12 protein-coding genes are annotated in these 13,940 nt (G+C 58.6%); 6 read left to right on the top strand and 6 right to left on the bottom strand.

All coding sequences use genetic code 11. From position 1 onward, the window contains the following. Position 1: 1 nt before the first annotated feature. Both ACA073_RS15035 and ACA073_RS15040 read right to left on the bottom strand, forming a co-directional pair. Positions 2-1,189, bottom strand: coding sequence for a pyridoxal phosphate-dependent aminotransferase (locus ACA073_RS15035; RefSeq protein WP_497397307.1), 1,188 nt, complete (start codon positions 1,187-1,189; stop codon positions 2-4). A 292-nt stretch (positions 1,190-1,481) separates the two neighbouring features. Continuing rightward, positions 1,482-2,624, bottom strand: coding sequence for a glycerate kinase (locus tag ACA073_RS15040; protein WP_497397309.1), 1,143 nt, complete (start codon positions 2,622-2,624; stop codon positions 1,482-1,484). 443 nt (positions 2,625-3,067) lie between these two features. On the opposite strand from ACA073_RS15040, the gene ACA073_RS15045 reads away from it, so the two are divergent. Both ACA073_RS15045 and rarD read left to right on the top strand, forming a co-directional pair. Further along, entirely contained in the window at positions 3,068-4,081 is a 1,014-nt protein-coding gene (locus tag ACA073_RS15045; RefSeq protein ID WP_497397311.1) for an aldo/keto reductase, read from the top strand. A gap of 195 nt (positions 4,082-4,276) precedes the next feature. Further along, on the top strand, positions 4,277-5,158 hold the full coding sequence (gene rarD / locus ACA073_RS15050; protein ID WP_497397313.1) for an EamA family transporter RarD: 882 nt from the start codon (positions 4,277-4,279) through the stop codon (positions 5,156-5,158). A 126-nt stretch (positions 5,159-5,284) separates the two neighbouring features. Here the strand turns inward: rarD and hppD are convergent, their stop codons facing one another. Both hppD and ACA073_RS15060 read right to left on the bottom strand, forming a co-directional pair. Then, complete coding sequence (gene hppD / locus ACA073_RS15055) at positions 5,285-6,361, bottom strand: 4-hydroxyphenylpyruvate dioxygenase (protein WP_497397315.1); 1,077 nt, start codon at positions 6,359-6,361, stop codon at positions 5,285-5,287. A gap of 251 nt (positions 6,362-6,612) precedes the next feature. Beyond that, positions 6,613-7,557 carry a DMT family transporter gene (locus tag ACA073_RS15060; protein ID WP_497397317.1) on the bottom strand — a complete coding sequence of 315 codons (945 nt, stop codon included), beginning with the start codon at positions 7,555-7,557 and terminating at the stop codon, positions 6,613-6,615. 78 nt (positions 7,558-7,635) lie between these two features. Here ACA073_RS15060 and ACA073_RS15065 point away from each other — a divergent pair, with 78 nt between their 5' ends. The 3 genes from ACA073_RS15065 (at position 7,636) to ACA073_RS15075 (ending at position 10,759) form a co-directional block, all read left to right on the top strand. After that, positions 7,636-8,508 (top strand): LysR family transcriptional regulator, encoded by an 873-nt coding sequence (locus tag ACA073_RS15065; RefSeq protein ID WP_497397319.1) that lies wholly within the window; start codon positions 7,636-7,638, stop codon positions 8,506-8,508. Positions 8,509-8,623: 115 nt separating this feature from the next. Further along, positions 8,624-10,159, top strand: a complete 1,536-nt coding sequence (locus ACA073_RS15070; protein ID WP_497397321.1) for an EAL domain-containing protein — start codon at positions 8,624-8,626, stop codon at positions 10,157-10,159. A 234-nt stretch (positions 10,160-10,393) separates the two neighbouring features. Continuing rightward, the gene (locus tag ACA073_RS15075; protein WP_497397323.1) at positions 10,394-10,759 is read left to right on the top strand and encodes a histone-like nucleoid-structuring protein, MvaT/MvaU family; all 366 of its coding nucleotides are present in this window, start codon (positions 10,394-10,396) and stop codon (positions 10,757-10,759) included. Between the two features lie 167 nt (positions 10,760-10,926). On the opposite strand, the gene ACA073_RS15080 is transcribed toward ACA073_RS15075, so the two are convergent. Then, positions 10,927-11,451, bottom strand: coding sequence for a DUF4946 domain-containing protein (locus ACA073_RS15080; protein ID WP_497404107.1), 525 nt, complete (start codon positions 11,449-11,451; stop codon positions 10,927-10,929). A 144-nt stretch (positions 11,452-11,595) separates the two neighbouring features. Between ACA073_RS15080 and gloA the strand changes: the two genes are divergently transcribed. After that, the gene (gloA, locus tag ACA073_RS15085; RefSeq protein ID WP_497397325.1) at positions 11,596-12,117 is read left to right on the top strand and encodes a lactoylglutathione lyase; all 522 of its coding nucleotides are present in this window, start codon (positions 11,596-11,598) and stop codon (positions 12,115-12,117) included. Between the two features lie 176 nt (positions 12,118-12,293). On the opposite strand, the gene ahpF is transcribed toward gloA, so the two are convergent. Continuing rightward, entirely contained in the window at positions 12,294-13,859 is a 1,566-nt protein-coding gene (gene ahpF, locus ACA073_RS15090) for an alkyl hydroperoxide reductase subunit F (protein ID WP_497397327.1), read from the bottom strand. Positions 13,860-13,940 lie beyond the last annotated feature (81 nt).

Consider the following 13,940-nt stretch of genomic DNA (forward strand, 5'->3'; position numbering starts at 1 on the left):
CTCAGGCCCGCCTCGCCTCAAGAAGATCCGCCGCACACAACGCAATCCGCCGACACGCATCCGCCAGTTTCTGCCGATCCACCACCAACCCGATCCGGATATGCCCCGCCGCACTCGGCCCGAACGCTTCACCGGCCAGCACTGACACACCATAACCCTCCAACAACCGCTCGGCGAAGTGCTGGGCAGACAGTCCGGTCTGGCGCACATCGACCATCACGAACATCCCGCCATCCGGCCGAACCGCCCGCAACCCTGGACACGCGTTCAGGCTCGCGCACACCAGATCGCGACGCTGACGATATTCCTCGCGCATCATTGCCACTTCCGGCAGATTCCCGTCCAGCGCGACTTGCGCCGCGTTCTGCACAAAATCCGGAATGCCGAACAGCATGCACAACGACAGATGTTCCAGATGGTCAATCAGGGTTTTCGGCCCGATCACCCAGCCCACTCGCCAGCCGGTCATGGCGTGCGATTTGGACAGGCTGTCAATCGTCGCGGTGCGCTCGGCCATGCCCGGCAGGCTGGCGGGGCTGATGTGCTCGCCTTCGTACAACAAATCGCTATAGACCTCGTCACTGATGAGCCACAGGTTATGCCGAGCACAGAGCGTCGCCAGTTCCTGCCAGGTCTTCAGCGGCAAACTGGCGCCGGAAGGATTGTTTGGACTGTTGAGCAAAATGGCGCGGGTTTTCGGCGTAATCAGCGCCGCGACATCCGCCGGGTCGACCCGAAAGGCGTTCTCCGGCCGCACCGCCACCGGCACCACCTTGGCGCCGCAGGCGCCGAACACGCCTTCATAGGTCACGTACATGGGTTCGGCGACGATCACTTCATCGCCCGGATCGAGCAGGCATTGCACGACCGAATACACCCCGCATTGCGCGCCGGGCATCACAATCACTTCATCGACATCCACCGTCTGCCCACTGCGCCGCCGATGACGGCTGACGATGCTGTCGCGCAGCCCACGACTTCCGCGCACTTCTGCGTAATGGGTATCGCCGGCCAACAGGCTGTCGATGCACGCCTGAACGATGGGCCGCGGCGTATCGAAGTCCGGATCGCCCACCGACAGCAGTAATACATCGACGCCTTGCTCTCGTAACTCCAATGCTCGGTAATGAATTTGCCAGGCCGCAGCGCCGTCGCCGGCGATTCGTTGGGTCAAGGCTGAATAGCGCATGTATTTCTCCAGTCGCGCGTGTTCCTAGCCTCAACCCTATCTCAAATCACGAAACACGCCACCATCGCATTCAAATCGACAGCCAGGCGTGACCGTTCGTGGGTGGCGGCGCTGGTCTGATTGGCACCCGCGGCGGACTGGATGGCCAGGTCGCGGGCTGAAACACCCAATCCCCTGTAGGAGCGAAGCTTGCTCGCGAAGGACGTCAACGATGACGCGGGTTGCCTGGATGAACGCAGTGGTCTCACGTCCTTCGCGAGCAAGCTTCGCTCCTACAGGGATCGCGGCGTATTCAGGGTTGGCGTGTGGCCATTCGCCAAACGCGCGCGATATCGCTCGCCCGCTCACACAACAACCGTGGTGCCTCGGCGCATGCCTGTTCCAGTGTCATCGGCCCGCTCGCCAGGGCAAACGCGGCATCAATGCCATGCTCGTACAGCGCCTGATAACCCTCGCCCAACGTGCCGGCGATGACGATGACCGGCACGCCGTGATGCCGAGCGATGCGCGCGACGCCAAACGGTGTCTTGCCGCGCAAGGTCTGCGCATCGAAGCGGCCTTCGCCGGTGATCACCAGGTCAGCGCCCTTCACCGCCTCGGCCAGGCCAACCAGCTCGGCGACCACTTCAACCCCGGCCTTGAACTGCGCACCGAGAAACGCCTTGGCGGCAAACCCCAGACCGCCCGCCGCACCGCTCCCCGGTTCGTCACGTACGTCTTTGTTCAAAACCCGGGCGCACAGTTCGGCGAAGTGTCCGAGGGCGCGGTCCAGTTGCTCGACCTGCTCCGGTGAGGCGCCTTTCTGCGGGCCGAAAATCACCGAGGCTCCGTGGGGGCCGCACAGCGGATTGTTGACGTCGGCGGCGATGTCGAAGCGCACCTGAGCCAGACGCGGATCGAGGTCGGTGAGATCAATCCTGGCCAAGTGCGACAACGCCAATCCGCCGGGTGCCAAGGTGTGTTCCTGTGCATCCAGCAGCTTTACGCCCAGGGCTTGCATCGCCCCCGCGCCACCATCGTTGGTGGCGCTGCCGCCGATCGCGAGGATCACCCGTTGCGCCCCGGCATCGAGTGCGGCGCGGATCAGCTCGCCGGTGCCGAACGTGCTGCTGACACAGGCATCGCGCTGCCCCGGCGGAACCCGTTGCAGGCCACTGGCCTCGGCCATTTCGATGATTGCGGTCAGGTTCTGTGGCAGCCAGCCCCACGCGGCATCGACCGTTGTGCCTAGCGGTCCGCGGACATTGTTTCGCCGCAGCTGGCCTTCGCAGGCGGCCAGAATCGATTCGACCGTGCCTTCTCCACCATCGGCCATCGGACATTTGATCAACTGCGCATCGGGCCAGACTTGCGCCAGCCCGAGGGCAATGGCATCGGCCACACCCTGAGCACTCAGGCTGTCCTTGAACGAATCGGGGGCAATGACGATCTTCATGCGAATTCTCCAGTTCCAATGCCCTCATGCTGCCAGCAGGACCGAACAATAACGCCGGTCTGCTGCACAAGTGGCACGGAGGATTATTGTTCATTTCCACAAATCCATCTGTGCGCACCTTTCAATGTAGGAGCTGCCGCAGACTGCGATTTTTTGATCTTGCTCTGTTCGGCCTTGCTGAAAATCAAAAGATCGCAGCCTTCGGCAGCTCCTACACGGGATTTGCATCGTTCAACAAATCTGTGTTCCCACCACGGATCACTGTGGGAGCGGGCTTGCTCGCGAAAGCGGTGGGTCAGACGACTACAATGTTGACTGACCCACCGCATTCGCGAGCAAGCCCGCTCCCACATTTGATTCCTGGGTGTTCGATATTTCAGTTTGATCCGCGCGGGTGTTCTGGTATTTGATTGAGCCTTTCTCACCGGTAAAAGGATTTCGTCATGAGCTATCGCACGCTGGGTCATTCGGGTTTGCAGGTGTCCACCCTGACCCTGGGCACCATGATGTTCGGCGAACAGACCAGCACCGAAGATTCCCTGCGGATTATCGACAAGGCCTGGGACCAGGGCATCAACTTCATCGACACTGCCGACGTCTACACCGGCGGCCGCTCTGAAGAAATCGTCGGCGAAGCGATTGCCGGTAACCGCCACGAATGGGTGCTTGCCACCAAAGTCGGATTCGGTCCGGTGGAGGGCGTACCGAACCGCAGCGGCCTGAGCCGCAAGCATATTTTCAACGGCATCGACGCCAGCCTCACGCGGCTGGGCACCGACTACCTCGACCTCTATTACTTGCACCGCGAAGACCACAACACGCCGCTGGAGGTCACGGTGTCAGCCATCGGCGACCTGATTCGCCAGGGCAAAATCCGCTACTGGGGTTTGTCGAACTACCGCGCCTGGCGCATCGCCGAGGTGATTCGCATCGCCGACAAACTCGGTGTCGACCGCCCTGTCATCAGCCAGCCGTTGTACAACATCGTCAACCGTCAGGCCGAAACCGAACAGATCACTGCCGCGCAAACCTATGGTCTGGGCGTGGTGCCTTACAGCCCGCTGGCGCGCGGGGTGCTCAGCGGCAAATACGCGCCGGATGTAAAACCGGACGCCAACAGCCGCGCCGGTCGCGCAGACAAACGCATTCTGGAAACCGAATGGCGCGTGGAATCCCTGCGCATCGCCCAGCAGATCCAGCAATACACGCAAGATCGTGGCGTGGGCATTGTCGAGTTCGCGATTGCCTGGGTGCTGAACAACAGCGCCGTCACTTCTGCCATTGTCGGGCCGCGTACCGAAGAACAATGGGACGCCTACACTAAGGCGCAGGCGGTGAAGATTACGGCTGAGGATGAAGCGTTTATCGATACGCTGGTGACGCCGGGGCATGCGTCGACGCCGGGGTTCAATGATGTGAGCCATTTCGTGTCCGGCCGTAAGCCCCGCAACACCTGAAGAAACGCGGGCTAATGTGGGAGCGGGCTTGCTCGCGAAGGCGGAGTGTCAGTCAACTTTATTCGTGACTGACACACCGCCTTCGCGAGCAAGCCCGCTCCCACAGTTTGTCGGTGTTGAACAGTTAGTCAATATTCGACCGTAAAACCACGTATCCTTCGCCCCCCGTTTCACCTTCCACTTCGCGAGGGCAGTTTGTCTAAAGGTATCGCTCTATCGGTGTCGGCCTCAGTGCTGTTTGCCGTCATGTATTACTACACCTCACTGCTTACCCCGTTGAGCGGTGTGGAGATTTTCGGCTGGCGCATGCTGCTGACCGTGCCGTGCATGACCGTGTTCATGCTGGTGTCCGGGGAATGGAAGCGCGTGGTCGCGATTGTCCGGCGGGCCGCCGCCTGGCCGAAACTGATCCCTGGGCTGATCGCCTCTTCTGCCTTGGTCAGCGTGCAACTCTGGCTGTTCATGTGGGCGCCACTCAATGGCTACAGCCTCGATGTGTCGCTGGGCTATTTTCTGTTGCCGTTGACCATGGTCCTGACCGGGCGACTCGCCTACGGTGAGCGCCTTTCCTATCTGCAGAAAGTTGCCGTGTTTTTTGCCAGCCTCGGTGTGATCAACGAGGTGTATCAGGTCGGTGGTTTTTCCTGGGCGACGTTGCTGGTGTGCGTCGGCTATCCGACCTATTTCATCCTGCGCAAACGTCTGGCGACGGATAACCTGGGCGGCTTGTGGCTGGACATGGCATTGACGCTGCCCGTCGCCTTCTGGTTCGTGCAGACGGGCGAGCAAGGTTTCAACGTGTTTGATCAGCATCCATGGCTGTCGTTGTTGATCCCGATCCTTGGCGTGATCAGCGCCTCGGCGCTGGTGATCTACATCATCGCCAGCCGGCTGTTGCCGTTCAGCCTGTTCGGGCTGTTGAGCTATGTCGAGCCGGTGCTGTTGCTGGGCGTCGCGTTGCTGCTCGGGGAAAGCATCAAGGCCGGTGAATGGCTGACCTACATTCCGATCTGGATGGCGGTGCTGGTGTTGATGTTCGAAGGGTTCAAGCATCTGATGCGACAGCGCAGACCTTAAGCGCACAAAAAAACAATGTGGGAGCGGGCTTGCTCGCGAAGGCGGTGTGTCAGTCAACTTTATTAGTGACTGACACACCGCCTTCGCGAGCAAGCCCGCTCCCACAGTTTTTATCGGTGAAATGGCTTAGTCGGTGGACAACACACCACGACGAACCTGGTCACGTTCAATCGATTCGAACAGCGCCTTGAAGTTGCCTTCGCCGAACCCATCGTCGCCCTTACGCTGGATGAACTCAAAGAACACCGGCCCCATCAGGGTTTCCGAGAAGATCTGCAACAGCAGACGCTTGTCGCCCGACTCGGACGAACCGTCCAGCAGAATGCCCCGCGCTTGCAGTTGATCGACCGGCTCGCCGTGGTTCGGCAAACGCCCTTCGAGCATTTCGTAATAGGTTTCCGGTGGCGCGGTCATGAAGCGCATGCCGATGCTTTTCAGGTGATCCCAGGTCTTGATCAGATCCTCGCTGAGGAACGCCACGTGCTGGATGCCCTCGCCGTTGAACTGCATCAGGAACTCTTCGATCTGACCGGCGCCCTTGGACGACTCTTCGTTCAACGGAATGCGGATCATGCCGTCCGGCGCGGTCATCGCCTTGGAGGTCAGGCCGGTGTATTCGCCCTTGATGTCGAAGTAGCGGATTTCACGGAAGTTGAACAGCTTCTCGTAGAAGTTCGCCCAGTACGCCATCCGACCGCGATACACGTTGTGGGTCAGGTGGTCGATGATCTTCAGGCCGGCGCCGACCGGGTTGCGGTCAACGCCTTCGATGAACACGAAGTCGATGTCGTAGATCGAGCTGCCTTCACCAAAACGGTCGATCAGGTACAGCGGCGCGCCGCCGATGCCTTTGATGGCTGGCAGGTGCAGTTCCATCGGACCGGTTTCGATATGGATCGGCTGCGCGCCAAGTTCCAGTGCACGCTTGTAGGCCTTTTGCGAATCCTTGACGCGGAACGCCATGCCGCACACCGACGGGCCGTGCTCGGCCGCGAAGTACGAAGCAACGCTGTTGGGTTCGTTGTTGAGGATCAGGTTGATTGCGCCCTGGCGATACAGGTGCACGTCTTTGGAGCGGTGGGTCGCGACTTTGGTGAAGCCCATGATCTCGAAGATCGGCTCCAGCGTGTTCGGGGTTGGCGATGCGAATTCGATGAACTCGAAGCCCATCAGGCCCATTGGGTTTTCGTATAAATCTGCCATGGTTGGCGCCTCATCATTTCTGGTCAATTAACGGATCGTTAGTTGCTGCCAATGCTGAGACCGGTGGGTGGCGCACAGGAGATGCCCCGCACGCTGCGGGCGAGGAAGTCACCGTAGATCAATTGAAACCCAAAACTCTTCATTGTCGACCCAATGCTGATACGGGCGAGGCTTCTGCTGCCAGAAGACGATTATTCTTATATGCGTAACCGGATTCTACACAGCGTAACCAGGTTTGTCCGCCTTCTGTATCAAATCCCCTTTTTCCCTGCCCGCGCAAGGGGTTTGTTGCACAGGAAAATCCCCGCCAGGATCAACCCGCCGCCCAGACACATCGCCAGGGTCAACTGCTCTCCCAACAGCAACGCGCCGAGGATGACCGCGGTCAGCGGGTTCAGGGCGATGAACACGCCGGAACGGGTCGCGCCGATTTTGCGGATGCCATCGTAATAGGCGATGTACGCCAGTGCCGAGCCCAAAACGCCCAGGTACATCAGGCTCAACCATTGCGTCGGCCCCAGACTGACCAGCGTCGCGATGCTCAACTCGCCCCTGACGGCACTGGCAACCCAGAGCATCACCGTGCCGATCAAGATCGAATACGTCACCGTTTGCACCGGCCCTAGGGTCTGATTCAGCGCTTTGGAGCACAGCGAGTAAACCCCCCAGCCCAGGACGCAGCCGACAATCAGCAGGTCGCCGATCCACGCGTCGGCATTGCCGGCCAGCAACTGCGGGTTGCGGCTGACAATCACCAGGCTCGCTCCGGCAATGCAGATCGCGATGCCGACGACCTTCACCCGACTCAAGCGCTCCTTGAACAGCAGGCACGAGGCCAATCCGATGACCGCCGGGTTGAGCGCCACGATCAATGACGCCCTCGAGGCATTGATGTAATGCAGGCCATAAAAGAAGCACAGGTTGTAGAAGAAGATGCCGAAGAACCCCAGCAGCGTCAGTTGCAGCCATTGCCTGGGGCTGGGCCGCGCCCGCGGCACGCGAGCCAGCAGCAAATACAGCAGCAGCGCCACACTGGCCAGCAAGAACCGCAGGCTGGCGGCGAACAATGGGCTGAGGCTGTCCGCCAGAAAACGCCCGGCGACGAAAGTGCCGCCCCAAATCATGGTGACGGCCGCGAGTTTGAAATACACCGCCGCTTCGGACGTTTCAGACAGCCTTTGTTCACACGTAGTCATGAGTCCCCTGGTTGTGAAGCCGAACAGATGACGTATCATTCCGCTAATACCAGATCATCGTAAAATGAGTAAACACTCATGACTCTCACACAACTGGAAATCTTCTCGCTGGTGGCCGAACTGCACGGCTTCACAGCGGCGGCCAATCGTCTGGGAATTTCGCAATCCGCGGTGTCTCACGCCCTCAAGTCGCTGGAGCAAGAGTTGGGTGTCGAACTGCTGCGTCGGCATCAGTCCCAGGTCGAACTCAGCGATATCGGCCAACAACTGTTGCTGCGGGCCCGGGCGATGCTCGGGTTGGCCAACACCTTGCGTCAGGAAGCGGCCGATGCCCGCGGGATGAAACGCGGCACGCTGCGCATCGGCTCGTTCGGTCCGACTTCGTCGATCAAGTTGTTGCCGACGATCCTGCAGCAGTACCGGGCCATTCACCCGGGCATTGAGGTCCACATTGATGAAGGTCCGGACCGTCAGGTGATCCAGTGGCTGGAAGAGCGACGCATCGACATCGGCTTTGTGGTGTTGCCGCAGGAGCGTTTCGACACCTTCGCGCTGATCGAGGACCAGATGGTCGCGTTGCTGCCCGTCGATCATCCGCTGGCTGTTCGCGAAAGCGTGTGCCTGGGCGACTTGTGCCACGACCCATTCGTGCTGACCGAAGCCGGTTCTTCGGAACTGGTATCGCGTTTGTTCAGTGCAGCGCAACTGACACCCAACATTCGCTTCCGCTGCTCGCAACTGCTGAGCACACTGGACACCGTTGGCCGGGGCGATGCGTTGACGGTGGTCGCCGAAGGTTCATTGCCCGACATCGGCGACAACCGCTATGTGAAAAAACCGCTGACGCCCTCCGTCGCACGTCAAGTCGGCCTGGCGGTGCTTGATCAGCGTCAGTCTTCACCGGCGGCGCTGGCCTTTATCAAACTGGCTACAAGTATGGACTTCCGTTGAACGACATAAGCCCTGAAGGCCAACTATCATGGCCTCCGACCGAACTCTTTTTGGGAGGCATTCCGTTGTCCTGCCAGCATTTGAGAGCCCTATTTCATCGTTACAGGTTTCGCGGATGCCATTGACTGTCAAAACCCGCCGCAAACGCGGTACCCGGATTGTCGTGACGGTATTGAGCGGTTTGCTCCCGGTGTTGCTGGGGCTCGTCATTCTTTACCTGCAGGCTGAACGTGCGCTCAAGCACAGCACCGAGCAGACGGCCGAAGAAGCTGTTCGCCAGTTCGAGTTGATGCTCGACAACACCGCCCAGGCTGCACGCGAGTTGCTACCGCTGGCCGGGAAAAGTTGCATCGACGTCAACCTGGCGCTGCGCGAACAAGTGACTCGCCGCCCGTTCGTGCGCTCGACCAATCTGGTGTGGGACAACACGATTTATTGCAGTTCATTGTTTGGGAATTATCAGGAAAAAATCGATTCCGGGGATTACACCCAAGGACAGTTGTTGCTGATGAAGGGCAATCTGGTCACCCCCGATACCGCCGTGCTGGTGTATCGGCTTGGCGAAGGAAAACAGGGCGCGATGAGCACCCTGGACAGCTATCACCTGAGTAACGTGTTACGAATGATCGGTGGCAAGACTTTGCTGTTACTGCAAGTCGGCCCTAATTGGTTGTCCGCTGACGGTCAGTTCCACAATGACGCCCTGCCCGCCTTGCCCGTCGGGCAAAGCACACTGACGTCCTCACGCTATGCGTTTAGCGTGGAGGCGGGTTTCCCCGAGGGAGAGACCTGGCGTTACATGCGCAGCGAGTATCCACCGCTGTTTAGCTTGCTGCTCTTTTTTGGCGTCGTGTCCGGCCTGATTGGACATGTTTTGCAAAAGCGCTCGTCGTCACCCAGTCATGAACTACAGCGTGCACTGGAGGCGGCGGAGTTCGTTCCGTATTTTCAGCCGGTGGTGCATGGCGTGAACAAGACGTGGGCCGGCGCCGAAGTATTGATGCGCTGGAATCATCCGAAGGAAGGCCTGGTGCGCCCTGACCTGTTCATCCCGTTTGCCGAGCACTCTGGCCTGATCGTACCGATGACTCGCTCACTGATGCGGCAAACTGCGCAACTGCTGGCACCTGTTTCCTCCTCGTTCGACGAGCCGTTTCACCTCGGCATCAACATCACTGCCAGCCACTGCAAGGACCTGGAACTGGTCGAGGATTGCCGGGAATTTCTCGGTGCCTTTGCGCCGGGCTCCATCCATCTGGTGCTGGAGTTGACCGAACGCGAACTGATCGAGCCAACCGCCATCACCTTGCAGTTGTTCGAGCAGCTTCACGCGCTGGGCGTGATGATCGCCATCGACGACTTTGGCACCGGTCACTCAAGCCTCGGTTACCTGCGCCAGTTCAATGTGGATTTCCTGAAAATCGACCAGAGCTTTGTCGCCATGATCGGCGCCGATGCGCTTTCCCGGCATATTCTGGACAGCATCATCGAACTCTCGGCCAAGCTCGATCTGGGCATCGTTGCCGAAGGCGTGGAAACCCAGGAACAGAGTGATTATCTCACCGCTCATCGTGTGAACTTCTTGCAAGGTTATCTGTTCGGCCGGCCGATGCCCGGTGCAGACTTCATTGATGCATTAAGTCACCATTAACTAGCGCCTTTATGCGACAAGACAACGAGATCGCGCACCGATTTGAATCAAAAGACTACTCTTGTTACATGAAGAAAAAGTCATGATTTACTCTTTGCCCATTAACTACTACAATTTTTCATGCCTGCGCTAGATTGGCAGGTGAGCCATTTATCACCGAGTCGCTTCAAGGCTCTTGGCTTATAGCTTTGTTTGCGGTTGGTATCAGCCAAACACACTATTGGAGTAAAGATATTGTCCAGACTCGCTGAATTTCGTGCAGCTGAAAAGGCCCTTCAAGAGCAGCTCAAGCAGCTGGAATCCCTGAAGAACGATGCCGGGCTCAAGAAAGAAATCGAATTCGAAGAAAAGCTCCAGGGTCTGATGAAAACCTACGGCAAGAGCCTGCGCGACATCATCGCCATTCTCGATCCAAATCCGGCCAAATCCGGCCTGCAACAGCCCGCCGCGCCTAAAACCCGCCGCGCTCGCGTGGTCAAGGTTTATCAGAACCCGCACACCGGTGAACTGATTGAAACCAAGGGCGGCAACCACCGTGGCCTGAAAGCCTGGAAGGAACAATACGGTGCTGCCACCGTTGATTCCTGGCTGCGCGGCTAAGTACTCGCGGTGACAAAAAAAGCCCTGCCTTACGCAGGGCTTTTTTCATGGATAGCATTCCAAATGCAACGATTGGAATCGATCAACTCGCTACTTGCAGATTAACTTTGTGCTTAATCCTTTTGGGTATCTAAAGATTGCGAAATGCACGATTACGCAACCTTCAACTAAAGTTTCAAGCTGTTACGAGCAGCCTCTATTTCATCCAGGCTTGCCTTATAAGCCTCGGCCTGCCCCGCGTACGAAAGAACATAGGCCTTATCGGCATCCACGGCCGCGACCAATGTTTGCGACAGCACATGTCGGCCGTTTTGGGTAATCGTGCAGGTAGTTTCCAGTGCCGATAGCCGGCTAAGGGTCGCCGGATGGATTTTGTTGCAGACGCTTTGATAGCCGCCCTGGAAGAAGTCCTTCTGCAATGACTTGCGCATCTCCAGCAACACGCCTTGCAAATTCACCTGATGCCCGCTTTCCACGGGCGTCATGGTCAACTCCATCACCATCACCGGCGTACCGCTCTGATCGTTTTTCACCGCGCGCTGGCGGGACACCTGAGGCTTGGCATCATCCTGCGGCATCGCTTCAACTTCCCAGCCATCCGGCCAAGTCACGATCGGCGTCTGCGCATGAGCGCAAGCAATGCCCGACAGCAGGCCCATCAGAACGAACAGCGATTTACAGAATCGGATCATTGCAACGAACACTCACAAATTGAACCCTAAAGTCTGAGCCTCGCCAGCCTGTCAGGCAATAGCCGACGGTTTGGGTTTGGTGATGCCTGCGCCCTTGCGTATCATTGGCGTCATTCGTTAGCCCCACTTATTTCCGGAGGGCCCATGAGCCTGCACGAATTGAACACCTTCCCAGGCGTTACCGCCCAACCTGATACCGCCACCGGGAAGTTCGTCTTCAACCACACCATGCTGCGGGTCAAGGACATCACCAAGTCCCTGGATTTCTACACGCGCATTTTGGGTTTCTCGCTGGTGGAAAAACGCGACTTTCCGGAAGCCGAGTTCAGCCTGTATTTCCTGGCACTGGTCGATAAAGACCAGATCCCGGCCGATGCTGCGGCCCGTACCGAGTGGATGAAATCCATCCCCGGCATCCTCGAACTGACCCACAACCACGGCACCGAAAACGACCCGGATTTTGCCTACCACAACGGCAACACCGACCCACGCGGCTTCGGCCACATTTGCATCTCGGTGCCGGACATTGTCGCTGCGTGCGAGCGTTTCGAATCGCTGGGCTGCGATTTCCAGAAGCGCCTGAACGACGGCCGCATGAAGAGCCTGGCGTTCATCAAGGACCCGGATGCCTACTGGGTCGAAATCATCCAGCCTGCTCCGTTGTAACATTCACCACAAATCCCCTGTGGGAGCGGGCTTGCTCGCGAAGGCGGTGTGTCAGTCACATCATTGCTGAATGACACACCGCCTTCGCGAGCAAGCCCGCTCCCACATTTTGGAATGTGTCGGACACAAAAAACCCCATGATCGCTCATGGGGTTTTGTGTTTTCAGTGCCGGTAATCAGGCCGGCGCGGAAGTCCGGATCAGGTGATCGAAGGCGCTCAGGGAAGCCTTGGCGCCCTCGCCCACTGCAATCACGATCTGCTTGTACGGCACGGTCGTCACGTCACCGGCAGCAAACACACCCGGCAACGATGTCTCGCCACGCGCATCGACGATGATCTCGCCACGCGGCGATAACTCGACGGTGCCTTTGAGCCAGTCGGTGTTCGGCAGCAAACCGATCTGCACGAAGATGCCTTCGAGATTGACCGTGTTGAACTCACCCGAATCGCGATCCTTGTAGACCAGACCGGTTACTTTCTGGCCGTCCCCTTTCACTTCACTGGTCAGTGCGCTGGTGATGACATTGACGTTCGGGAGGCTGAACAACTTGCGTTGCAGCACGGCATCGGCGCGCAGCTTGCTGTCGAACTCAAGCAGCGTGACGTGGCTGACAATACCGGCCAGATCAATCGCCGCTTCAACGCCGGAGTTACCGCCGCCGATCACCGCTACGCGTTTGCCCTTGAACAGCGGGCCGTCGCAGTGCGGGCAGAAGCACACGCCTTTGGCTTTGTATTCCTGCTCGCCCGGCACACCCATTTCACGCCAGCGAGCGCCCGTGGCGAGGATCAGCGCCTTGGTCTTGAGGGTGGCGCCACTTTCAAAACGAACCTCGTGCAACTCGCCGGGATTCTTCGCCGGAATCAGCGCGCTGGCCCGTTGCAGGTTCATGATGTCGACGTCGTACTGCTTGACGTGCTCTTCGAGCGCGCTGGCCAGTTTCGGCCCTTCAGTCTCCTGCACGGAGATGAAGTTCTCGATGGCCATGGTGTCGAGCACCTGACCACCAAAACGCTCAGCTGCCACACCGGTGCGAATGCCTTTACGGGCGGCGTAGATTGCGGCTGCAGCACCGGCCGGACCACCACCGACAACCAGCACGTCAAAGGCTTCTTTGGCGCTGATTTTTTCGGCTTGGCGTTCGGTGCCGCTGGTGTCAATCCTGGCGAGAATTTCTTCCAGGCCCATACGGCCCTGGCCGAAAATCTCGCCATTCAGGTAAATGCTTGGCACCGCCATGATCTTGCGATCATCGACTTCGGCCTGAAACAACGCACCGTCGATAGCGACGTGGCGGATGTTCGGGTTCAGGACCGCCATCAGGTTCAGCGCCTGGACCACGTCCGGGCAGTTCTGGCAGGACAGCGAGAAGTAAGTCTCGAAGCTGAACTGGCCTTTGAGCGAGCGGATCTGTTCGATCACTTCCGCGCTGGCTTTCGAAGGGTGACCGCCGACTTGCAGCAAGGCCAGCACCAGCGAGGTAAATTCGTGGCCCATGGGGATGCCGGCGAAACGCAAGCTGATATCGGCACCGGGGCGGTTGATCGAGAACGATGGCTTGCGTGCGTCGTCACCGTTGTCGAGCAAGGTAATCTGGCTGGAAAGACTGGCAACGTCTTTCAGGAGTTCAAGCATTTCCCGGGATTTCGCACCGTCGTCGAGGGATGCAACGATCTCGATCGGCTGGGTGACCCGTTCCAGGTACGATTTCAACTGGGCTTTAAGATTGGCGTCCAACATACGGGCGATTTCCTTTTTACTTTGCTAAAGACATAAAAAAACGCCCGAGCGAATCTCGCCCGGGCGTTTTTATTGGGCGGT

It is taken from the genome of Pseudomonas sp. LBUM1670 (assembly GCF_059695695.1).